Origin of the sequence: Citrobacter sp. Cpo142, from assembly GCF_030332425.1 — a bacterium.
In the GTDB taxonomy this organism is placed as follows: Bacteria; Pseudomonadota; Gammaproteobacteria; order Enterobacterales; family Enterobacteriaceae; genus Citrobacter; species Citrobacter portucalensis.
The window spans coordinates 256,989-279,186 of record NZ_JAOWHW010000126.1 but is presented as its reverse complement, the minus strand read 5'-3'; the positions used below and the strand labels follow the sequence as shown (position 1 = coordinate 279,186).

Annotated in this window: 16 protein-coding genes and 7 tRNA genes; 5 read left to right on the top strand and 18 right to left on the bottom strand. The window is 51.9% G+C overall.

Features of this window, described 5'->3' with window-relative positions; genetic code table 11:
* Positions 1 to 238: 238 nt before the first annotated feature.
* The 5 genes from lnt to miaB all read right to left on the bottom strand — a co-directional run bounded on the left by lnt (position 239) and on the right by miaB (position 5,992).
* Entirely contained in the window at positions 239 to 1,777 is a 1,539-nt protein-coding gene (gene lnt / locus OGY18_RS16285) for an apolipoprotein N-acyltransferase (protein WP_063940705.1), read from the bottom strand.
* Positions 1,778 to 1,801: 24 nt separating this feature from the next.
* The gene (gene corC / locus OGY18_RS16280; RefSeq protein ID WP_003022770.1) at positions 1,802 to 2,680 is read right to left on the bottom strand and encodes a CNNM family magnesium/cobalt transport protein CorC; all 879 of its coding nucleotides are present in this window, start codon (positions 2,678 to 2,680) and stop codon (positions 1,802 to 1,804) included.
* A gap of 158 nt (positions 2,681 to 2,838) precedes the next feature.
* Complete coding sequence (gene ybeY / locus OGY18_RS16275; protein WP_048214688.1) at positions 2,839 to 3,312, bottom strand: rRNA maturation RNase YbeY; 474 nt, start codon at positions 3,310 to 3,312, stop codon at positions 2,839 to 2,841.
* On the bottom strand, positions 3,309 to 4,355 hold the full coding sequence (locus tag OGY18_RS16270; protein ID WP_003022776.1) for a PhoH family protein: 1,047 nt from the start codon (positions 4,353 to 4,355) through the stop codon (positions 3,309 to 3,311). The genes ybeY and OGY18_RS16270 overlap by 4 nt, the downstream gene beginning before the upstream one ends.
* A gap of 206 nt (positions 4,356 to 4,561) precedes the next feature.
* Complete coding sequence (miaB, locus tag OGY18_RS16265; protein WP_286553627.1) at positions 4,562 to 5,992, bottom strand: tRNA (N6-isopentenyl adenosine(37)-C2)-methylthiotransferase MiaB; 1,431 nt, start codon at positions 5,990 to 5,992, stop codon at positions 4,562 to 4,564.
* A 145-nt stretch (positions 5,993 to 6,137) separates the two neighbouring features.
* Between miaB and ubiF the strand changes: the two genes are divergently transcribed.
* A complete protein-coding gene (gene ubiF / locus OGY18_RS16260) occupies positions 6,138 to 7,313 on the top strand; it encodes a 3-demethoxyubiquinol 3-hydroxylase (protein WP_174785005.1) in 1,176 nt (391 codons plus the stop codon).
* Positions 7,314 to 7,433: 120 nt separating this feature from the next.
* Here the strand turns inward: ubiF and OGY18_RS16255 are convergent.
* The 12 genes from OGY18_RS16255 to nagB all read right to left on the bottom strand — a co-directional run bounded on the left by OGY18_RS16255 (position 7,434) and on the right by nagB (position 14,438).
* A tRNA-Gln gene (locus tag OGY18_RS16255) sits at positions 7,434 to 7,508 on the bottom strand.
* 36 nt (positions 7,509 to 7,544) lie between these two features.
* A tRNA-Gln gene (locus tag OGY18_RS16250) sits at positions 7,545 to 7,619 on the bottom strand.
* 43 nt (positions 7,620 to 7,662) lie between these two features.
* Positions 7,663 to 7,739: transfer RNA gene (locus tag OGY18_RS16245), tRNA-Met, on the bottom strand.
* A gap of 21 nt (positions 7,740 to 7,760) precedes the next feature.
* Positions 7,761 to 7,835: transfer RNA gene (locus OGY18_RS16240), tRNA-Gln, on the bottom strand.
* A 37-nt stretch (positions 7,836 to 7,872) separates the two neighbouring features.
* Positions 7,873 to 7,947 (bottom strand) — tRNA-Gln (locus OGY18_RS16235).
* 23 nt (positions 7,948 to 7,970) lie between these two features.
* Positions 7,971 to 8,055, bottom strand: a tRNA-Leu gene (locus tag OGY18_RS16230).
* Positions 8,056 to 8,063: 8 nt separating this feature from the next.
* A tRNA-Met gene (locus tag OGY18_RS16225) sits at positions 8,064 to 8,140 on the bottom strand.
* A gap of 223 nt (positions 8,141 to 8,363) precedes the next feature.
* Positions 8,364 to 10,028 carry an asparagine synthase B gene (asnB, locus tag OGY18_RS16220; RefSeq protein WP_003831332.1) on the bottom strand — a complete coding sequence of 555 codons (1,665 nt, stop codon included), beginning with the start codon at positions 10,026 to 10,028 and terminating at the stop codon, positions 8,364 to 8,366.
* Positions 10,029 to 10,279: 251 nt separating this feature from the next.
* Complete coding sequence (gene nagD / locus OGY18_RS16215) at positions 10,280 to 11,032, bottom strand: ribonucleotide monophosphatase NagD (RefSeq protein ID WP_003022792.1); 753 nt, start codon at positions 11,030 to 11,032, stop codon at positions 10,280 to 10,282.
* A 166-nt stretch (positions 11,033 to 11,198) separates the two neighbouring features.
* Positions 11,199 to 12,419, bottom strand: a complete 1,221-nt coding sequence (gene nagC / locus OGY18_RS16210; protein WP_126955851.1) for a DNA-binding transcriptional regulator NagC — start codon at positions 12,417 to 12,419, stop codon at positions 11,199 to 11,201.
* 8 nt (positions 12,420 to 12,427) lie between these two features.
* A complete protein-coding gene (nagA, locus tag OGY18_RS16205) occupies positions 12,428 to 13,576 on the bottom strand; it encodes an N-acetylglucosamine-6-phosphate deacetylase (protein ID WP_003831339.1) in 1,149 nt (382 codons plus the stop codon).
* Between the two features lie 61 nt (positions 13,577 to 13,637).
* Positions 13,638 to 14,438: a glucosamine-6-phosphate deaminase gene (gene nagB / locus OGY18_RS16200; protein WP_003022803.1), complete on the bottom strand. Its 801-nt coding sequence runs from the start codon at positions 14,436 to 14,438 to the stop codon at positions 13,638 to 13,640.
* A 342-nt stretch (positions 14,439 to 14,780) separates the two neighbouring features.
* On the opposite strand from nagB, the gene nagE reads away from it, so the two are divergent.
* From nagE to OGY18_RS16180, 4 genes are all read left to right on the top strand, one after another.
* Positions 14,781 to 16,730: a PTS N-acetyl glucosamine transporter subunit IIABC gene (gene nagE / locus OGY18_RS16195; protein ID WP_003831342.1), complete on the top strand. Its 1,950-nt coding sequence runs from the start codon at positions 14,781 to 14,783 to the stop codon at positions 16,728 to 16,730.
* Between the two features lie 187 nt (positions 16,731 to 16,917).
* Positions 16,918 to 18,585, top strand: a complete 1,668-nt coding sequence (gene glnS, locus OGY18_RS16190; protein ID WP_048226099.1) for a glutamine--tRNA ligase — start codon at positions 16,918 to 16,920, stop codon at positions 18,583 to 18,585.
* A gap of 436 nt (positions 18,586 to 19,021) precedes the next feature.
* Entirely contained in the window at positions 19,022 to 20,428 is a 1,407-nt protein-coding gene (chiP, locus tag OGY18_RS16185; protein WP_003831346.1) for a chitoporin ChiP, read from the top strand.
* A 48-nt stretch (positions 20,429 to 20,476) separates the two neighbouring features.
* Positions 20,477 to 20,809, top strand: a complete 333-nt coding sequence (locus OGY18_RS16180) for a ChiQ/YbfN family lipoprotein (RefSeq protein ID WP_063940703.1) — start codon at positions 20,477 to 20,479, stop codon at positions 20,807 to 20,809.
* Positions 20,810 to 20,860: 51 nt separating this feature from the next.
* Here OGY18_RS16180 and OGY18_RS16175 read toward each other — a convergent pair whose 3' ends face one another.
* Positions 20,861 to 22,156 carry an MFS transporter gene (locus OGY18_RS16175; protein ID WP_149384129.1) on the bottom strand — a complete coding sequence of 432 codons (1,296 nt, stop codon included), beginning with the start codon at positions 22,154 to 22,156 and terminating at the stop codon, positions 20,861 to 20,863.
* Positions 22,157 to 22,198: the final 42 nt, after the last annotated feature.

The window sequence follows — 22,198 nt, the reverse complement described above, 5'->3', positions numbered from 1 at the left end:
ATATCTTGTTGCACTTTTCAGGTGCTACCGGCGCTCAACTTTGGTGCGACCAGGTTGCACATTCAGCCAAAACAGCGTTTGCCTTGTAGAACAAAGCAATAGACGTGCCAGAATGGGCATTGGAAGAGAGGAAGGGGGGAGTAGGCCTGATAAGCGTAGCGCCATCAGGCACGATGCGGCACAACTGCCGGATGGCGGCGTACCGCCTTATCCGGCCTGCATTTGATGGGGTACTGGTTTATTTACGACGTTGGCGCAGACTCATTACCACTGCGCCAAAGCCAAACAGCGCGGTTAGCAGCCAGAGCGGCCAGTTTCCGGTACGGGCATAAGGGGTTAAGCCCGTCGTTGGCGTCACGCTGGTGGTCAGCACCTGGCGGGTAAACTGCGGGATCATCGCCTGCACTTCGCCCTGCGGACCAATCACCGCCGTAATACCGTTGTTGGTGCTACGCAGCAGAGGTCGCGCCAGCTCGAGGGAACGCATCCGCGCCATCTGGAAGTGCTGCCACGGACCAATAGATTTACCAAACCATGCATCGTTGGAGATAGTCAGCAGATAGTCCGTATCCGGGCGGAAGTTATCTCGTACCTGTTCGCCAAGAATGATTTCGTAGCAGATGGCTGCGGTCAGCTTAAAGCCGTGTGCATGCAGCTGTGGCTGTACATAAGGACCGCGGCTGAACGAAGACATTGGCAGGTCAAAGAATGGCGCTAGCGGGCGCAGGATAGATTCCAGCGGGACAAACTCGCCAAACGGTACCAGATGGTTTTTGTTGTAGCGGTTGCTGGAGTCGTAGCTGTATGGGCTGTCTTTACCCAGTGTGATGATGGTGTTGTAAGTGTCGTAACGATTCTGCTTGTTCAGACGCGCGTCTACAATACCGGTAATCAGCGTGCTGTTTTTCGATTTCAGCAGGTCATCCATCATACTCAGAAAACGCTGCTGGTTAATTTCCAGGTCAGGAATAGCGGATTCTGGCCATATGATGAGCTGTGATTTGCCCATCTCAGGCTGGGTGGCGTCGAGATAAATCTTCAGGGTGTTGAGTAACTGGCCTTCATCCCATTTGAGCGACTGCGGGATGTCACCCTGCACCATCGAGACCTGGGTGGTTTTTTCCGGCTCCAGCGTGTACCACTGAATATAACGTAGCGGAAAGGGCAGAGCGAAAAGAACTGCGGCGGCAGCCAGCGGCTTCCAGTTACGCGTTACCAGCGCAAGTGCCAGCAGGCCACTAACCATCATCAGCAGGAAGTTAATCGCCTCAACGCCCATTACCGGCGCCAGCCCTTTTAACGGACCGTCGATCTGGCTGTAGCCGAACTGCAGCCACGGAAAACCGGTCAGTACCCAGCCGCGTAGAAATTCAGTGATTTGCCAGACTACCGGCGCGGCAATCGCTACGCGTGTCCAGGTAGTTTTCGGCCACAGACGCGCCAAAACGCCGGCAAACAGGCCGGTGTAGAGGGAAAGGTAAGCAGCAAGCAGAACCACGAGGAAGACGTTAACGGGGCCCGGCATACCGCCAAACTGCGCGATACTGACGTAAACCCAGTTGATGCCTGAGCCAAACAGTCCCAGTCCCCAGAAGTAGCCGATAGCGGCAGACTGGAGCGGACGACGGTTGAAGGTGAGAGCCTGCAGACCCATCAGCGAAACAATCGCAGCGGGCCAGATGTCATACGGTGAGAAAGCCAGTGTCCCGCAGGCACCGAATAATAACGCCAGCAGCAGGCGAATGCGCTGGCGTTCAATTAAAGGGGCAAATGCCATGTAGTCTTAGATCCAGTTTCGGTTTTATTCGTCCAGTTTGGGCTGGGGTGAGTCGTCCGGAATTCTGACATGAACCTGAATAATACGACGGCTGTCGGCCATTGCCACTTTGAACTGGTAACCATCAATGTCGATGGTCTCTCCACGCGCGGGCAGATGACCGAAGGCCTGCATGACCAACCCGCCAATGGTATCCACTTCTTCATCGCTGAAATGCGTGCCGAAAGCTTCGTTGAAGTCTTCAATCGGCGCCAGCGCACGAATAGTCCAGGTGTGGCGACTGAGCTGACGGAAATCAATATCGTCTTCTTCGTCGTACTCGTCTTCAATTTCACCGACAATCAGTTCAAGGATGTCCTCAATGGTCACCAGACCTGAGACACCGCCAAACTCGTCGATGACGATAGCCATATGATAACGCTGGGAGCGGAACTCTTTCAGCATGCGGTCAACCCGCTTGCTTTCAGGGACGACAACCGCCTGGCGTAACACTTTCTCCATGCTGAAGGCTTCGGCATCGCTACGCATAAACGGCAGCAGATCTTTGGCCATCAGAATCCCTTCAATGTGATCCTTGTCTTCGCTAATTACCGGGAAACGCGAGTGGGCAGACTCGATAATGACATCGAGGCATTCGTCCAGAGTTTGGTTGCGTTTCAGGGTAATCATCTGGGAGCGAGGGATCATGATGTCGCGAACACGTTGGTCCGCAATATCCATTACCCCTTCGAGCATATCGCGCGTATCTTCATCGATAAGATCGTTTTGCCCGGAATCACGGATCAGCTCCAACAGTTCGTCGCGGTTTTTCGGTTCACCGTGGAAAAGTTGGCTCAGTAACAGGGAAAAAAATCCCTTTTTGCTGTTTAAGGTGTCACTACTGTGTGAATTGTCGTCGCTCATGGCGTCGTATGGGTTCTCATGTTAGTTAATACAAAGCGCGTCATGCGTATACTCAGCAGTTGACGGCATGTTTTGCCTGATGGCGCTACGCTTATCAGGCCTACGAAAGGCATGAATGTAGGCCGGATAAGGCGCAAGCGCCGCCATCCGGCAAGCTACTATTCTGCAATCTTCTCGGCAATGTACGGATCCTCATAGCCCAGAGCAAGCATAATCTCTGTTTCGAGGGATTCCATCTCTTCCGCTTCATCGTCTTCAATATGGTCGTAGCCGAGTAAATGTAGGCTACCGTGCACCACCATGTGCGCCCAGTGGGCCTCAAGCGGTTTGCCTTGCTCCTGCGCTTCTTTCTCAACCACCTGACGGCAGATGATCAAATCGCCCAGCAGCGGCATCTCGATGCCCGGCGGAGCCTCAAACGGGAAAGAGAGCACGTTGGTGGATTTGTCTTTCCCGCGATAGGTCAGGTTCAGGTCGTGGCTTTCCGCGTCATCGACCAGACGAATCGTCACTTCAGACTCTTCCTGAAACTGCGGGATCACCGCATCCAGCCAGCCCTGAAACTGACTTTCTGTTGGCAGACCGGATTCGTCTTCACATGCCAGCTGTAAATCGAGGATAACCTGACTCATTTTTGTTCCTGCTCCTGAGCTTCGCGCTTGCGTTCTGCAGCCTGCTCGGCTTTGCGTTTCTGTTCTGCTTCTTCCCAGGCTTCATACGCCGTGACGATACGGGCAACCACCGGGTGGCGAACCACGTCTTCGCTATGGAAGAAATTAAAACTAATTTCGTCGACTTCAGCCAGTACTTCAATGGCATGACGCAGACCGGATTTGGTGCTACGCGGCAGGTCAATCTGCGTGATATCGCCAGTGATGACCGCTTTAGAGTTAAAGCCGATACGGGTCAGGAACATTTTCATCTGTTCGATGGTAGTGTTCTGGCTTTCATCAAGAATGATGAACGCATCGTTCAATGTACGACCGCGCATATAGGCCAGCGGCGCAACTTCAATGACGTTACGCTCAATCAGCTTTTCAACCTTTTCAAAGCCGAGCATTTCGAACAGCGCGTCATACAGTGGTCGTAAATACGGATCGACTTTCTGGCTGAGATCTCCCGGCAGGAATCCCAGTTTTTCGCCCGCTTCCACTGCCGGACGGGTCAGCAGAATACGACGGATCTCCTGACGCTCAAGCGCATCGACCGCAGCGGCAACCGCGAGATACGTTTTACCCGTACCCGCAGGGCCAACGCCAAAGGTGATGTCGTGGTCGAGGATATTCGCAATGTACTGTGCCTGGTTCGGCGTACGCGGCTTTATTACTCCGCGCTTGGTTTTGATGTTCACCGCTTTGCCAAATTCAGGCACGCTGTCTGCGCTTTGCTCAAGCACACGCGCTTCTTTGATCGCCAGATGAATTTGTTCAGGCTCGATGTCCTGCGTCTGACCGCGCATTGGGGCGGTATCGACGTACAGACTACGTAAAATATCTGCCGCGGCGGTGACGCAAATTGGGCGACCGGTCAGTTTAAAGTGGTTATCACGGCGGTTAATTTCGATGCCGAGGCGACGTTCCAGCTGTTTGATGTTGTCATCAAATGGGCCGCAAAGGCTCAGCAGGCGGGCGTTGTCTGCGGGTTCAAGGGTGATTTCGCGAGTGTCTATGTTCAAACTGTTCCTCTTATGCATGTCTCGCCGGACGCTGAACATTTACCGGCATCTAAGGAAATTATTCACGCCATGGGGGAAAGGCGCAAGCATTGCAATAAATATGGGGATGACAGGGCTGATTACAAGGCCCGCTGGAGCAGCGAGCCTGGGAGTGTTGGCCCGATAAGCATAGCGCCATCGGGCCTTGTTTACGTTTTTCAGCAGGATTAAGGCTGATAAATACCGACGCCCAGATCGTTTTCTTTACGGGTACGCGCAATGACCGATTCAGGGGACTCTGCGATACGCAGACCCATTTCATCTTCGGTACGCACTACTTTACCGCGCAGGGAGTTAGTCCAGACATCGGTAATTTCTACGTCTACGAACTTACCGACCATTTCCGGGTTGCCTTCAAAGTTCACCACACGGTTATTTTCGGTACGGCCTGACAGTTCCATGATGCTCTTACGCGATGTGCCTTCAACCAGAATGCGCTGGATCGTGCCGACCATACGACGGCTCCAGGCCATAGCTTGCTGGTTGATACGCTCCTGAAGAATGTTCAGACGCTGTTTCTTCTCTTCTTCCGGCACGTCGTCGACCATATCGGCGGCAGGGGTGCCAGGACGCGCAGAGAAAATAAAGCTGTAGCTCATGTCAAAATTGACGTCAGCAATCAGCTTCATGGTCTGCTCGAAATCCTGCGTGGTCTCACCCGGGAAGCCAACGATGAAGTCGGAGCTAATCTGGATATCCGGACGCGCAGCGCGCAGTTTGCGGATGATCGCTTTGTATTCCAGCGCGGTATGGGTACGCCCCATCAGGTTCAGTACGCGGTCTGAACCGCTCTGTACCGGCAGATGCAGGAAGCTCACCAGCTCTGGCGTATCGCGATAAACTTCAACGATATCATCGGTGAATTCGATCGGATGGCTGGTGGTGAAGCGGATACGATCAATACCGTCGATCGCTGCGACCAGACGTAACAGATCGGCAAAAGATCCGATCGTGCCGTCGTAGTTCTCACCACGCCAGGCGTTCACGTTTTGCCCCAGCAGGTTCACTTCACGCACGCCTTGGGCTGCAAGCTGGGCGATTTCAAACAGAATATCATCCGCCGGACGGCTGACTTCCTCACCGCGGGTGTAGGGCACCACGCAGTAAGTACAATATTTATTACAACCTTCCATGATGGACACAAACGCGCTTGGACCTTCAGCACGCGGTTCCGGCAGGCGGTCGAACTTTTCGATCTCCGGAAAACTGATATCAACCACCGGGCTACGGGTCGTGCTTCCACGCACTTTGTTGATCATTTCAGGCAGGCGGTGCAGCGTTTGCGGCCCAAAAATAATATCGACGTAATGCGCGCGCTGGCGAATATGATCGCCTTCCTGAGACGCAACACAGCCACCGACCCCAATGATGAGCTTGGGATTTTTCTCTTTTAACAGTTTCCAGCGGCCCAGTTGATGGAACACTTTTTCCTGAGCCTTCTCACGGATTGAGCAGGTATTCAGCAGCAGCACATCCGCTTCTTCCGCCACGTCAGTCAGTTGATACCCATGAGTGGCATCCAGCAGATCGGCCATCTTCGATGAATCGTATTCGTTCATCTGACAGCCCCAGGTTTTAATATGGAGTTTTTTGGTCATCGACTTGCTCTTGCGAAATTGTGGCTGAAATGCAGGGCGCATAGTGTACTGCTTTGGCGCGGTTGTGACCAGTATGACGGATGTCAGCCTCAAGGGGTAAAAAATCCTGTAAACTTACACAATACATGTAACTGGATAATTGACCATGACAAATCAACCAACGGAAATTGCCATTGTCGGCGGGGGGATGGTCGGCGGCGCGCTGGCGCTTGGACTGGCGCAGCATGGATTTACGGTAACGGTCATTGAGCATGCCGTTCCCGCGCCGTTTGTGGCTGACGGACAGCCTGATGTCAGAATTTCTGCCATAAGTTCCGCATCGGTGTCGTTGCTAAAAGGGCTGGGCGTCTGGGATACGGTGCAGGGGATGCGCAGCCATCCTTATCGTCGACTGGAAACGTGGGAGTGGGAAAATGCCCATGTGATGTTTGATGCCGCCGAGCTTAAGCTGCCTCTGTTGGGCTATATGGTGGAAAACACGGTCCTGCAACAGGCGCTCTGGCAGGCTCTGGAAGCTCACCCTAAAGTCACGCTGCGCGTATCGGCGTCCCTGATTTCTTTGCATCAACATAACGATCGACATGAGCTTGAGCTGGCAGGCGGCGAAACCATCAGCGCGAAGCTGGTTATCGGCGCCGATGGTGCCAACTCTCAGGTGCGAAAAATGGCCGGGATTGGTATCCATGCCTGGCAGTACGCGCAGTCCTGTATGTTGATAACCGTGCAATGCGAAAACTCACCGGGAGACAGCACCTGGCAGCAATTTACGCCTGACGGCCCGCGCGCGTTTTTACCGCTGTTTGATAACTGGGCCTCGTTGGTGTGGTACGACTCACCGGCTCGCATCCGCCAATTGCAAGCGCTGAATATGCCGCAATTGCAGACGGAGATTGCTAAACATTTTCCATCGCGACTCGGTAAGGTGATGCCAGTGGCTGCGGGGGCGTTCCCGCTTACGCGTCGTCATGCGCTGCAATATGTGCAACCAGGGCTGGCGCTGGTAGGTGATGCCGCGCATACCATTCATCCGCTGGCGGGGCAGGGCGTCAATCTGGGCTTTCGTGATGTTGATGCGTTGATTGATGTGCTGGTGAACGCGCGCAGCTACGGTGAATCCTGGGCCAGTCAGCCGGTGCTCAAGCGCTATCAGAATCGCCGTATGACTGACAATTTCATCATGCAAAGCGGTATGGATCTGTTCTATGCTGGATTTAGCAATAACCTGCAGCCGCTGCGCATCATGCGTAATCTCGGGCTCATGGCCGCAGAGCGCGCTGGCGTACTGAAACGTCAGGCACTGAAGTATGCGTTAGGGTTGTAGCTCGAGTGGTGCCTGATGGCGCTACGTTTATCAGGCCTACAGCTCATGTAGGCCGGGTAAAGCTTGCCGTCATCCGGCGTCAGAAAAGCAAAAAGCTCGCCGAAGCGAGCTTTTTTAATATGGCTGGGGTACGAGGATTCGAACCTCGGAATGCTGGTATCAGAAACCAGAGCCTTACCGCTTGGCGATACCCCAACGGGTGCACCCACAGAGTGGACGACTTTTTGAAATTGGCTGGGGTACGAGGATTCGAACCTCGGAATGCTGGTATCAGAAACCAGAGCCTTACCGCTTGGCGATACCCCAACAATTTTTTGGATTTACCGAACGAGTCGATACGTCCTTAATATGGTGGCTACGACGGGATTCGAACCTGTGACCCCATCATTATGAGTGATGTGCTCTAACCAGCTGAGCTACGTAGCCAAATACTAACATTTTCTTCGATGGCTGGGGTACCTGGATTCGAACCAGGGAATGCCGGTATCAAAAACCGGTGCCTTACCGCTTGGCGATACCCCAATGACCGTTGCGGTGAACCGCTATATCGAAGAAAAAATGGCTGGGGTACCTGGATTCGAACCAGGGAATGCCGGTATCAAAAACCGGTGCCTTACCGCTTGGCGATACCCCATCCGTGCAACGCTTACGGGTGAATGGTGCGGGAGGCGAGACTTGAACTCGCACACCTTGCGGCGCCAGAACCTAAATCTGGTGCGTCTACCAATTTCGCCACTCCCGCAAAAAAGATGGTGGCTACGACGGGATTCGAACCTGTGACCCCATCATTATGAGTGATGTGCTCTAACCAGCTGAGCTACGTAGCCATCTTTTTTTCGCGTAACCTTATCGGCGTTGCGGGGCGCATTATGCGTATTGAGCCTTGAAGCGTCAACCCCTTTTTCATTGAAAATAGCTGGAATGTGACTGTTTGGTTAGGTTGCGAACAGCATGACGCAATATTCGGCAATTATTAGTTATTAATTGTTTTTTTGCACAGAAAACAAACATAAAAAAAGAGCCCCGCAGGGCTCTTATCTAAGGATTAACTTATTTATAAGCAGACTGGTGTACGCCAACGGCACGGCCAGACGGATCGTTCATGGTTTTAAACGCCTCATCCCATTCGATCGCCTTGGCAGAAGAACAGGCAACCGACGGCCCGCCAGGCACACATTCGGCAGCGCTTGCTACCGGGAACAACTCTTCGAAAATCTCACGGTACAAATACGCTTCTTTTGACGATGGCGTGTTGTACGGGAAACGGAAGCTGGCAGTTTCCAGTTGTTGGTCAGAAACTTGTTCTGCAGCCACCTCTTTCAGGGTGTCAATCCAGCTGTAACCGACACCGTCAGAGAACTGTTCTTTCTGACGCCATGCGACGCTTGCCGGCAGGTAGGACTCAAAACATTCGCGCAGAACGTGTTTTTCCATTTTGCCGTTGCCGCACATTTTGTCCTGCGGGTTGATGCGCATCGCCACATCAAGGAATTTCTTATCCAGGAAGGGCACGCGAGCTTCTACACCCCAGGCCGACATGGCTTTGTTGGCACGGGCGCAGTCGAACATATGCAGCGCTTGCAGCTTGCGTACAGTTTCTTCGTGCAGTTCTTTTGCATCTGGCGCTTTGTGGAAATAGAGGTAGCCGCCAAACACCTCGTCCGAACCTTCACCCGACAACACCATTTTAATGCCCATCGCTTTAATTTTACGCGACATTAAGTACATTGGCGTCGAGGCGCGAATCGTCGTGACATCGTAAGTTTCGATGTGGTAAATCACGTCGCGGATCGCATCCAGACCTTCTTGCACGGTGAAGTGGATCTCATGGTGCACGGTCCCCAGATGGTTCGCCACCTCTTGCGCAGCTTTCAGATCCGGAGCGCCTTCCAGGCCGACGGCGAAGGAGTGCAGCTGTGGCCACCAGGCTTCGCTACGTTCCTGATCTTCAACACGGCGTGCCGCGTATTTTTTAGTGATCGCGGAAATGACGGATGAATCCAGACCACCGGACAACAGAACTCCATAAGGAACATCTGACATCAGGTGACTTTTCACCGCATCTTCCAGCGCCTGGCGCAGCTCGTTTTTATCGGTAACGTTGTCTTTGACGGCATCGTATTCAAACCAGTCGCGCTGGTAGTACTGACGAATTTCACCGTCTTTACTCCACAAATAGCTACCGGCCGGGAATTCTTTGATTGTGCGGCAGACAGGAACCAGCGCTTTCATTTCAGACGCAACGTAGAAGTTACCGTGCTCGTCGTAACCCATATACAGCGGGATGATCCCGATATGATCACGACCGATCAGGTAGGCGTCCTGCTCGCTGTCGTACAGGGCAAAAGCGAACATCCCTTGCAGGTCATCGAGGAAAGCGGGTCCTTTTTCCTGATACAGCGCGAGGATAACTTCGCAGTCGGAACCGGTCTGGAACTGGTAGCGATCGCCGTATTCAGCACGCAGTGTCTGGTGGTTATAAATTTCACCGTTAACCGCCAGGATATGTGTCTTCTTCATGTTGTACAGCGGCTGAGCACCGGCATTGACGTCGACGATGGACAGACGTTCGTGCGCCAGAATGGCGTTATCACAGGCGTAAATACCTGACCAGTCCGGGCCGCGGTGGCGCATCAGACGAGACAGTTCCAGGGCTTTTTTACGCAGTTCAACTGCGTCAGTTTTAATATCGAATACGCCAAAAATAGAACACATAACCTTCTCCGTTAACCTGTTGCGTGATGCTTTTTATGTTTGCTTGATAAAGAAAATGCCGCAAAGCTGGAGAGGGCGCAAGCGAATTACGGGTCAGAAAATAAAAAACGCAATAGTCATTGTGGATTGGTGAAAAAAGATTATGTAATGAGCGCTATTATTGATGAATCAACAGTGAAGTGGTGATTTTATTGAATGGATGTATTTTTCAGGCCGGATAACTTACAGATGTTGTTATCCGGCTAAAGAGATTAAATGACGTCTATTTCAGCAACGGATGGGTAAATCCAGCTTGGTCTGAACGGCATGTTGTCAATATCATCAAGCTTGGATACGCCAGACAGTACCAGGATAGTTTCCAGACCCGCCTGAAAACCAGCCAGAATATCGGTACGCAGGTTGTCGCCAACGATAACGGTTTCTTCCGAGTGCGCCTGCATTTTGTTGAGAGCCGCGCGAATAATCCACGGGCTGGGTTTGCCGACATAAAACGGTTTACGACCTGAGATCTTCTCAATACCGGCACAGAGTGCTCCACAGGCGGGATAAAAGCCGCGACCGTGGGTATCCGGGTTAGTGGCGATAAAACGCGCGCCGTTGGCGACAAAATATGCTGCTTTATGCATCATGTCCCAGTTATAGGAACGTGTCTCGCCAACAATCACAAAATCGGGGTTCACGTCGGTAATGGTAAATCCAGCTTTGTACAGTTCGTGAATTAACGCGCCTTCACCCACCACATAGGCCTTTTTTCCTTCCTGGCGACGAAGGAAATCAGCGGTAGCCATCGCGGAAGTATAAAAGACGCTATCAGGGACATTCACACCCGCGGTGGCGAAGCGGTTTGCCAGATCTTGCCCGGTCTGCGAAGGGTAGTTAGTCAGCAGGACTAACGGCAGGCCTTTTTCCAGGATCCCAGTCAGAAATTCTGCCGCACCTGGTACGGCAACATTGTCGTGCATCAGCACGCCGTCGATATCACAAATTACATTCTTAATGGCCATGGACAATCCGACATTAAAAAAAGAAGGCATTACTATACACAAAATACACTACATCATTCGAGTTGCATCAAGGCGGCAAGTCTGCGAACCCCTGGAGCTTACTGAAGTAAGTGACCGGGGTGAGCAGATGCAGCTAACGCAGAGGCAGCTCGAAGGATGACGTGTATTAGTTTTCCAGCAAACGTTGCAGCAGTGTACCGTTGAGCATCGCACGCTTCACCAACGCAAAGGCGCCAATGGCAGAGCGGTGATCCAGCGTGGAACGAACCACCGGTAAATTGTGGCGAAACGCTTTCAACGCCTGCGTGTTGATACAGCTTTCTATTGCAGGCAGCAGCACTTTATCAGCCTCGGTAATTTCGCCCGCAATGACGATTTTTTGTGGGTTAAACAGGTTGATGGCGATGGCGATGGTTTTACCCAGGTGGCGACCAACGTGCTCAATGACTTCTGCTGCCAGGTTATCGCCTTTATTTGCCGCCTTACAGATAGCTTTGATGCTGCAATCATCCAGCGTGAGCCGGCTTGGATAACCCTGTTTCAATAAGTTCTGCACGCGGTGTTCGATAGAGGCATTGGCGGCAATGGTTTCCAGACAGCCGAAGTTACCGCAGTGACAGCGCTCACCCAGCGGCTCTACCTGAATATGACCAATCTCGCCGACGTTGCCATTGCGACCGATGAAAATTCGGCCATTGGAGATGATACCCGCGCCGGTTCCGCGGTGCACTCGCACCAAAATGGAGTCTTCGCAATCCTGGCTTGCCCCGAAATAGTGCTCAGCCAGCGCAAGGCTGCGAATATCATGACCAACAAAGCAGGTGACGTTGAAGCGTTTTTCGAGCGCTTCGACCAGTCCCCAGTTTTCGACCTGAATGTGTGGCATATAGCGGATGACGCCGCTTTCAGGATCGACAAGGCCTGGCAAGATGACAGAAATTGCGATCAGCTCACGGATTTTCCGCTGGCAGTTCTCAATAAAGATGGCAATGGTGTTGAGCAGAGCATATTCCAGCGTTTCCTGGGTGCGCTCCGGGAGAGGATAATGCTCTTCAGCAACCACTTTACTGCTCATATCATAGAGCGTGAGCGTTGTGTCGTGGCGACCCAGGCGTACGCCGATGGCGTGGAAATTGCGGGTTTCTGTGACGATAGAGATAGCGCGGCGGCCCCCGGTGGAGGCCTGCTGATCGACTTCTTTGATCAGCCCGCGTTCGATCAACTGACGCGTAATTTTGGTTACGCTGGCGGGGGCAAGCTGGCTTTGCTCGGCAATTTGAATTCGCGAGATTGGCCCATGCTGGTCAATCAGGCGATAAACCGCCGCGCTGTTAAGCTGTTTTACGAGATCAACATTACCTATTTGAGCTTGTCCGCCTGGTGTCATTCTTTCTCTTACTCAGTAACGACCTCGTTGCCATTAACGATGGTCTTGATGATTTTAAAGTCGTGCGTGAACGCAGTCAGGTTGGCTACTTTGCCTGGCGCGATGCTGCCGAGTTGTTTGTCGACGCCGATGGCGCGAGCAGGGTAGAGCGTTGCCATGCGTAAGACTTCGTCGAGGGCGATATTTGCATGCTCGACCAGATTGCGTACGCCTTCAATCATGGTTAATGATGAACCGCTCAACGTACCATTCTCATCAACACACAGTCCATTGCGGTAGTATATTGTTTTACCAGCGAAAATGAACTGTTCAATGTTTGCACCTGCTGGCGCGGTTGCGTCAGTGACCAGGCACAGCTTGTCGCCTTTCAGGCGCTTAGCATTACGGATGTTAACGTAGTCAACGTGCAGGCCATCGGCGATGATACCGCAGTAGATATCGGCTTCATCCAAAATAGCGCCCGCCAGACCGGGTTCGCGGCCGGTAATGTACGGCATCGCGTTGAACAGGTGCGTTGCAAAGGTAATACCTGCACGGAATCCGATTTTTGCTTCTTTTACCGTTGCATTGGAGTGACCCGCAGAAACCACGATACCCGCATTCACCAGTTTGGTGATGACCTCTACCGGGACCATTTCTGGTGCCAGTGTGACTTTGGTGATCACATCGGCATTATCGCACAGGAAATCAACCAACGCAGCGTCCGGCTGACGGACAAATCCCGGATTATGGGTGCCTTTTTTCACCAGGTTCAGCCACGGTCCTTCAAGATGAAGTCCTAATGCCTGATTCGGGTGTTTCGCCAGGTATTCACGCATCACGCGAACACCCTGTTTCATCAGGTCATCGCTGGTGGTGATAAGCGTTGGCAGATAGTTGGTGCAGCCAGATTTTTCATTGGCTTTCTGCATTATTTCCAGCGTTTCAACGGTCACGGCTTCTGCCGTATCGTTAAACTGTACGCCGCCGCAGCCGTTCAGCTGTACATCAATAAAACCGGGGGAAACAATGGCCCCATTCAGTGAGCGCTGTTCAATCCCTGACGGTAATTCAGCCAGTGGGCAAACGCTGTCGATCAGGCCATTGGCGACAACAATCGCATGGTCATCAAGAATTTCGTGACCGGTAAAGATCCGGCCCTGGGTTAAAGCATACATTCCGACCCCCGATTTCAAAAAAATGCCGCCCTGCAACTTATCGACAGGGCGGAGACATCAATTACAGACCTTTAATATTTTCCGCTTCTAACTCGTTGAAGTATTTCAGCGTCTTCACTTTCAGTTCCATGGTGGAAGGCTCATCGCAGACCACAACGGCTTTTGGATGCAACTGCAGGCAGCTGATGGTCCACATGTGGTTAACGTTGCCTTCAACGGCGGCTTGCAGCGCCTGTGCTTTCTGGTGGCCCAGAACCAGGATCATCACTTCTTCAGCATCCAGCAGGGTACCCACGCCAACGGTCAGCGCATATTTAGGCACCTGGCTTACGTCGCCGTCAAAGAAGCGTGAGTTAGCAACACGTGTGTCGTGAGTCAGCGTTTTGATGCGGGTACGGGAAGCCAAAGAGGAAGCTGGTTCGTTGAACGCGATGTGACCATCGTTGCCTACACCGCCCATAAACAGGTGGATTTTACCGTAAGAACGGATTTTTTCTTCATACTGACGGCATTCTGCATCAATATCCGGCGCGTTACCATTGAGGAGGTTGATATTTTCTGCTGGAATATCAACGTGATCAAAGAAATTGCGGTGCATAAAGCTGTGGTAGCTTTCCGGATGCTCTTTCGGCAGGCCAACATATTCGTCCATGTTGAAAGTAACAACATGCTTGAAGCTCACCTGGCCCGCTTTGTGCATTTCAACCAATGCTTTATAAGCTGTCAGCGGAGTACCGCCAGTCGGCAGGCCCAGAACGAACGGACGATCTGCCGTTGGTTTGAACGCGTTAATACGGTTAACGATATGGCGAGCAGCCCATTTGCCGACTTGTTCAGCGGTATTCAGGGGGATCAGTCTCATTCTTCACCTCAAAAGTAAATGTAAGCAATTGGCGGATTGAGTCTCTGTGCAGTAATAAGCGTAACCTGGTTTTGCATCGGTAAGGATCAATCCGTTTCGATTTTTTGAATGATAAAATAAGTTTTCGTAGTTAGCCAGTGAAAGGGAGGGTTAATAACGATATTTGGTGACTGGAATCACAAAAAACACGCGTTTAATTTGCGATACGAATTAATTTTTCACACACTCTGAATGTAGATGAATGGTTAATATCGTTGTTCCAGAATCTTGCTGTCAGGAATGGTCGCACAATAAAAATATGGCTTCAAAGAAGCCTAATCGGGGTCTCGTAGGGGGAATAAAATGAATATTTTAGGTTTTTTCCAGCGGCTGGGTAGGGCGTTACAGCTCCCCATCGCTGTGCTGCCAGTCGCGGCACTGCTGCTGCGATTCGGCCAACCAGATTTACTTAACGTACCCTTCATCGCGCAAGCGGGTGGGGCCATCTTTGATAACCTCGCGTTAATTTTTGCGATCGGTGTTGCTTCCAGCTGGTCAAAAGACAGCGCAGGTGCGGCAGCGCTGGCAGGTGCGGTCGGTTATTTCATATTGACCAAAGCAATGGTTACCATTAACCCTGCAATCAATATGGGCGTGCTGGCTGGTATCATCACCGGTCTGGTCGGCGGTGCCGTGTATAACCGCTGGTCTGGTATCAAACTGCCTGACTTCCTGAGCTTCTTTGGCGGCAAACGCTTTGTGCCGATCGCCACTGGCTTCTTCTGTCTGGTGCTGGCTGCTATCTTCGGTTACGTATGGCCGCCGGTACAGAATGCCATCCATGCGGGTGGTGAGTGGATCGTGGGCGCTGGTGCGCTGGGTTCCGGTATCTTTGGTTTCATCAACCGTCTGCTGATCCCAACCGGTCTGCATCAGGTGCTGAACACCATCGCATGGTTCCAGATTGGCGAATTTACTAACGCTGCAGGTACCGTATTCCACGGTGACATCAACCGCTTCTACGCGGGTGACGGCACTGCGGGTATGTTCATGTCTGGCTTCTTCCCAATCATGATGTTTGGTCTGCCGGGTGCGGCGCTGGCGATGTACTTCGCGGCTCCTAAAGCACGTCGTCCGATGGTTGGCGGTATGCTGCTGTCCGTTGCGATCACCGCATTCCTGACCGGTGTTACCGAGCCGCTGGAATTCCTGTTCATGTTCCTGGCTCCACTGCTGTACCTCCTGCACGCACTGTTAACGGGTATCAGCCTGTTCGTTGCAACACTGCTGGGGATCCACGCAGGCTTCTCCTTCTCCGCAGGTGCTATCGACTACGTGTTGATGTACAACCTGCCGGCAGCAAGCCAGAACGTCTGGATGCTGGTGGTGATGGGGCTGGTGTTCTTCGTTATCTACTTTGTGCTGTTCAGCGCGGTTATTCGTATGTTTAACCTGAAAACGCCGGGCCGCGAAGATAAAGAAGACGATATCGTTACTGAAGAAGCCAACAGCAACACTGAAGAAGGTTTGGCTCAACTGGCAACCAACTACATTGCAGCGGTTGGCGGTACTGATAACCTGAAAGCGATTGATGCCTGTATCACTCGTCTGCGTCTGACCGTTGCCGACTCCGGTCGCGTAAACGATGCGATGTGTAAGCGTTTAGGTGCATCTGGAGTAGTTAAGCTGAACAAGCAAACTATCCAGGTCATCGTGGGTGCGAAAGCCGAATCCATCGGCGACGAAATGAAGAAAGTTGTCGCGCGTGGCCCAGTGGCAGCAGCATCTGGTGAAAGTGCGCCAGCAGCAGCGGCCCCAGTAGCAAAACCGCAGGCTGTAGCGAATGCAGTCACCGTTGAAGCGCTGGTTTCTCCGATTACTGGTGACGTAGTTGCGCTGGAACAGGTTCCTGATGAAGCCTTCGCCAGTAAAGCTGTAGGCGACGGCGTGGCAGTGAAACCAACGGATAAAATCGTGGTTGCTCCGGCTGCGGGCACCATCGTGAAAATCTTCAACACTAACCATGCGTTCTGCCTGGAAACGGTTAAAGGCGCGGAAATCGTGGTCCATATGGGCATCGATACCGTAGCGCTGGAAGGTAAAGGCTTCAAGCGTCTGGTCGAAGAAGGTGCGGAAGTTACTGCAGGCCAACCGATTCTGGAAATGGATCTGGAGTTCCTGAACGCTAACGCACGTTCCATGATAAGCCCGGTTGTGTGCAGCAACAGCGATGATTTCGGCGCTCTGGTTATTAAAGCCGAAGGTCATGTGGTTGCCGGTCAAACACCACTATATGAGATTAAAGGTAAATAACTGCTCCTGAGTAAAGTGAGTTAAGTGCCTTAAGCGGCGGGGGATATTCCTCCGCCGCTTTTTTTTGCAGCAAATGCCCTCATATATCCTGTTGAAACACCTTTTTTGTGCAACTAATAGTTGTCTCCTGACGTCGCTTATAAGATCATAATCCGTTATACGTTGTTTACGCTTTGAGGAATCCACGATGAGTGAGGCTGAAGCCCGCCCGAGTAACTTTATTCGTCAGATCATCGATGAAGATCTGGCCAGTGGTAAGCACACCACTATCCATACCCGTTTTCCGCCGGAGCCAAATGGCTATCTGCACATTGGCCACGCGAAATCCATTTGTCTGAACTTTGGCATTGCGCAAGATTACCAGGGCCAGTGCAACCTGCGTTTTGATGATACGAACCCGGTTAAAGAAGATATCGAGTACGTTGAGTCGATTAAAAACGACGTTGAATGGTTAGGTTTCCACTGGACTGGCGATATTCGCTACTCTTCGGATTACTTCGATCAGCTTCACGCCTATGCGGTAGAGCTTATTAATAAAGGACTGGCGTACGTTGACGAACTGTCAGCGGACGAAATCCGCGAATACCGCGGCACGCTGACTCAGCCAGGCAAAAACAGCCCGTACCGCGATCGTAGCGTCGAAGAGAACCTGGCGCTGTTCGAAAAAATGCGTGCCGGTGGTTTTGAAGAAGGTAAAGCGTGCCTGCGTGCGAAAATCGACATGGCGTCGCCGTTTATTGTGATGCGCGATCCGGTGCTGTACCGCATTAAGTTCGCCGAACACCACCAGACCGGCAACAAGTGGTGCATCTACCCGATGTACGACTTTACCCACTGCATCAGCGATGCGCTGGAAGGCATTACGCATTCCCTGTGTACGCTTGAGTTCCAGGATAACCGTCGTCTGTACGACTGGGTGCTGGACAACATCACCATTCCGGTTCATCCGCGTCAGTACGAATTCTCGCGCCTGAATCTGGAATATACCGTGATGTCCAAGCGCAAGCTGAACCTGCTGGTGACCGACAAGCACGTTGAAGGCTGGGACGATCCGCGTATGCCGACGATTTCTGGCCTGCGTCGTCGCGGTTACACCGCTGCCGCGATCCGTGAGTTCTGCAAACGCATTGGCGTGACCAAGCAAGACAACACCATTGAGATCGCTTCTCTGGAATCCTGTATCCGCGAAGATCTGAACGAAAACGCCCCGCGCGCGATGGCGGTTATCGATCCGGTTAAACTGGTTATCGAAAACTATCCGCAGGGCGAAAGCGAATTGGTCACCATGCCTAACCATCCGAACAAACCGGAAATGGGCAGCCGCGAAGTGCCATTTAGCGGTGAAATTTGGATCGATCGCGCAGACTTCCGTGAAGAAGCGAACAAGCAGTACAAGCGTCTGGTGATGGGCAAAGAAGTACGCCTGCGTAATGCTTATGTGATCAAAGCCGAACGTGTTGAGAAAGATGCGGAAGGAAATATCACCACCATTTTCTGCACATACGATGCCGACACCCTGAGCAAAGATCCGGCCGATGGCCGTAAAGTCAAAGGCGTTATTCACTGGGTGAGCGCGTCCCATGCGCTGCCGATTGAAATCCGCTTGTATGATCGTCTGTTTAGCGTGCCAAATCCAGGCGCGGCGGAAGACTTCCTGTCCGTTATTAACCCGGAATCGCTGGTCATTAAGCAGGGTTACGGTGAGCCGTCGCTGAAGGCAGCGGTTGCAGGTAAAGCGTTCCAGTTTGAGCGTGAAGGTTACTTCTGCCTGGACAGTCGTTATGCAACGGCTGACAAGCTGGTGTTTAACCGTACCGTTGGTCTACGTGACACGTGGGCTAAAGCGGGCGAATAAGCCGCAACACATCCTCTCTAAACGCCGCTTCATGCGGCGTTTTTTTTCGCAAAAAAAACGTGTTCCAGGCTCCGTTTGCGGAGCGAATTAATTACATGTCCGTAATAATGGGCTGGGCGAATGTTTTTACGTTTAAATAACTTACCTCAATATGAAATGGGCTGAAACCGATTTCATCTCCATGGAAAACAAGCGATTTTTTAATTTTTTCAACGCTTTTTTATCTTCCGATGAAAATGTAACAGAAAGCAATCAAATATGTGCGGTTGCTCATACTATTACATACTCGTTACAGAAAGAGATTGATAATTCGCGTCGCGAAAAATAGTCTATTCATTGTAGTCACTGAGGTTTTCTTAGCGCTACTTTTTTATTTTTTGTTTTTTCGCTGTCCGCTTTTGTCGGCAGCATTTTATACGTCAAAGAGGATTAACATATGCGTACGTTTAGTGGCAAACGTAGTACGCTGGCGCTGGCTATCGCCGGTATCACAGCAATGTCGGGTTTTGTTGTTGCTCCCCAGGTACACGCCGAAGGATTTATTGATGACTCAACCTTAACCGGCGGCATCTATTACTGGCAGCGTGAGCGTGACCGTAAAGATGTGACCGATCATGACAAATACAAAACCAACCTTTCTCACTCCACCTGGAACGCTAACCTCGACTTCCAGTCCGGTTATGCGGCCGATATGTTTGGTATTGATATCGCAGCATTTACCGCTATTGAAATGAACGAAAGTAGCGAAAGCGGCCATCCAAACGAAATCGCATTCTCTTCCAAAAATAAAGGCTATGACGAGGATTATTCCGGCGATAAGAGCGGGATTAGCCTTTATAAAGCAGCAGCTAAATTTAAATACGGCCCAACCTGGGCGCGTGCCGGTTACATTCAACCAACCGGGCAGACTCTGCTGGCACCGCACTGGAGTTTTATGCCAGGTACCTATCAGGGTGCTGAAGCTGGTGCCAACTTCGACTATGGTGATGCTGGCGCGCTGAGCTTCTCCTATATGTGGGCTAACGAATATAAAGCACCGTGGCACACCGAAGTCGATAAATTCTATCAGGCTGATAAAAAGACCAGCGTTGATTACCTGCACTCAATTGGCGCGAAATATGACTTCAAAAATAACCTGTTGCTGGAAGCGGCATTTGGTCAGTCTGAAGGTTACGTCGATCAGTACTTCGCAAAAGCCAGCTACAAATTCGATTTAGGCGGTAACCCATTTACCACCAGCTACCAGTTCTACGGTGCACGCGACAAGGTTGATGATCGTACCGTGAACGATATTTATGATGGCACAGCCTGGTTGCAGGCGTTGACCTTTGGCTACAAAGTGGCAGAAGTCGTTGACCTTCGTCTGGAAGGGACTTGGGTTAAAGCGGACGGCCAGCAGGGTTACTTCCTGCAGCGTATGACCCCAACCTATGCCTCTTCAAACGGTCGTCTGGATGTCTGGTGGGATAACCGTTCTGACTTCAACGCCAACGGTGAAAAGGCAGTCTTCTTCGGCGCAATGTATGACCTGAAGAACTGGAATCTGCCGGGCTGGGCGGTAGGCGCGTCCTACGTTTACGCATGGGATGCTAAGCCATCAACCTGGCAGCTTAACCCGGATGCGTACTACGACAAAAACCGGACTATCGAAGAATCTTCTTACAGCCTGGATGCGGTCTACACCCTGCAGGATGGTCGTGCGAAGGGCACCATGTTTAAGCTGCACTTCACTCAGTACGACAACCATTCAGACATTCCGAGCTGGGGCGGTGGCTACGGCAACATGTTCCAGGATGAGCGCGACGTGAAGTTCATCGTTATTGCTCCGTTCACCATCTTCTAATGCCAACAGCGGCAGCCAGGGGCCTGCCGCTTCGTTGAGGAAAGTGCTATGAAAAAACTGATACTCATTGCCGTTATGGCATCAGGGCTGGTGGCGTGTGCGCAATCTCCTGCGCCGAAAGAGGACAGCCGTCTGAAAGAAGCCTACAGCGCGTGTATTAATACCGCTCAAGGATCGCCGGAAAAAATAGAAGCCTGCCAAAGCGTGTTGAATGTGCTGAAGAAAGAAAAACAGCACCAGCAGTTTGCTAATGAAGAAAGCGTACGCGTGCTGGATTATCAGCAGTGTATTCAGGCCACGCGCACGGGTAACGGTCAGTCCGTTAATGCTGATTGTGACAAGGTCTGGCAGGAAATTCGCAGCAAGAATGCCGCACAGTAATTCAAAAAATGAAAAAGACAACGGGCGGAGAATTTTCCGCCCGTTTGCATTTCAGAGCTTATTTTCCACTGGATGATAACCCCGACTCAGCCGGACAAACAGCATTGCCGTGGCGGCGAGTCCGCAAAGTGCCGCGCACATCAGCCACCATCCCGGTGAGCTTTTATCTCCGGTTAGCTGAACCAGTGCCGTGGATATGACGGGTGTCAGACCGCCAAAAATTGCCGTAGCCAGACTGAAGGCCAGTGAAAAACCCACCGTACGGACATAGACAGGCATCACCTCGGTGAGTGCCGCGACCATTGCCCCATTGTACATACCAAAAAAGAACGAGAACCAAAGCAGGACCAACGTCATGCGCATAAAATCTGGCGCGGCGGTGAGCCAGTGCATGACCGGCCAGGTGGTGATCAGAGCGAGTACGGTAATCCCCATCAATACCGGGCGGCGACCAATTCGGTCAGAAATCGCTCCGCCAATCGGCAGCCAGATAAAGTTAGAAATACCGACCAGCATGGTGACGACCAGGCTGTCGCGAGCGCTCAGATGGAGTACAGCCCTGCCATAGGTCGGGGTATAGACGGTAATAAAGTAAAACGTCGTTGTGGTCATCGCCACCAGCAGCGTACCCGCTGAGATCAGACGCCAGTTTTTGATGATAGTGGTGAAAATTTCCCTGGTGTCGGGACGGTGTGTACGTTGTAAAAATGCGTCCGTTTCCTGAAGCGAGCGGCGCAGGACGAAGATCAACGGAATAATCATACAACCAATAAAGAACGGAATGCGCCAGCCCCATTCAGAGATTTCATCGTGCCCCAGCGTGGCATTCAGGCCGTAGCCAATCAGCGCTGCCACCACAATGGCAACCTGTTGGCTGGCGGACTGCCAGCTGGTGTAGAAACCTTTATTGCCAGGCGTGGCGATTTCAGAAAGATAAACCGAAACGCCGCCCAACTCTACGCCCGCAGAGAAGCCCTGCAATAATCGACCGACTAATACCAGCACAGGAGCCAGCAGGCCAATACTTTGATAACCGGGAACCAGGGCAATCAGCAGGGTCCCACAGCCCATGATCGCCAGCGTCACCATCAGTCCTTTGCGGCGACCAATTCTGTCGATATAAGCACCCAGCACGATTGCGCCAACCGGCCGCATTAAAAAACCCGAACCGAAAACCGCAAAGGTCAACATTAGCCCGGCAAACTCACTCTCCGCGGGGAAGAAAGTCTTTGCGATATAGGTGGCGTAAAAACCGAACAGAAAAAAGTCGAACTGTTCGAGAAAATTACCGCTGGTTACCCGCAGTATTGCGCCGAAAGTTCCGGTGCGCGATGGTTGTTGTGTCATTGGGTTTGCTCCACTGTCTTATCATAATATTTATAGAGGTAA

What these genes read in the sequence shown, in the direction of transcription:
- lnt (WP_063940705.1), bottom strand. Translation starts at nt 1,777, where the DNA reads ATGGCATTTGCCCCTTTAATTGAACGCCAGCGCATTCGCCTGCTGCTG.
- corC (WP_003022770.1), bottom strand. Translation starts at nt 2,680, where the DNA reads ATGAGCGACGACAATTCACACAGTAGTGACACCTTAAACAGCAAAAAG.
- ybeY (WP_048214688.1), bottom strand. Translation starts at nt 3,312, where the DNA reads ATGAGTCAGGTTATCCTCGATTTACAGCTGGCATGTGAAGACGAATCC.
- miaB (WP_286553627.1), bottom strand. Translation starts at nt 5,992, where the DNA reads ATGACCAAAAAACTCCATATTAAAACCTGGGGCTGTCAGATGAACGAA.
- ubiF (WP_174785005.1), top strand. Translation starts at nt 6,138, where the DNA reads ATGACAAATCAACCAACGGAAATTGCCATTGTCGGCGGGGGGATGGTC.
- asnB (WP_003831332.1), bottom strand. Translation starts at nt 10,028, where the DNA reads ATGTGTTCTATTTTTGGCGTATTCGATATTAAAACTGACGCAGTTGAA.
- nagD (WP_003022792.1), bottom strand. Translation starts at nt 11,032, where the DNA reads ATGGCCATTAAGAATGTAATTTGTGATATCGACGGCGTGCTGATGCAC.
- nagC (WP_126955851.1), bottom strand. Translation starts at nt 12,419, where the DNA reads ATGACACCAGGCGGACAAGCTCAAATAGGTAATGTTGATCTCGTAAAA.
- nagA (WP_003831339.1), bottom strand. Translation starts at nt 13,576, where the DNA reads ATGTATGCTTTAACCCAGGGCCGGATCTTTACCGGTCACGAAATTCTT.
- nagB (WP_003022803.1), bottom strand. Translation starts at nt 14,438, where the DNA reads ATGAGACTGATCCCCCTGAATACCGCTGAACAAGTCGGCAAATGGGCT.
- nagE (WP_003831342.1), top strand. Translation starts at nt 14,781, where the DNA reads ATGAATATTTTAGGTTTTTTCCAGCGGCTGGGTAGGGCGTTACAGCTC.
- glnS (WP_048226099.1), top strand. Translation starts at nt 16,918, where the DNA reads ATGAGTGAGGCTGAAGCCCGCCCGAGTAACTTTATTCGTCAGATCATC.
- chiP (WP_003831346.1), top strand. Translation starts at nt 19,022, where the DNA reads ATGCGTACGTTTAGTGGCAAACGTAGTACGCTGGCGCTGGCTATCGCC.
- OGY18_RS16180 (WP_063940703.1), top strand. Translation starts at nt 20,477, where the DNA reads ATGAAAAAACTGATACTCATTGCCGTTATGGCATCAGGGCTGGTGGCG.
- OGY18_RS16175 (WP_149384129.1), bottom strand. Translation starts at nt 22,156, where the DNA reads ATGACACAACAACCATCGCGCACCGGAACTTTCGGCGCAATACTGCGG.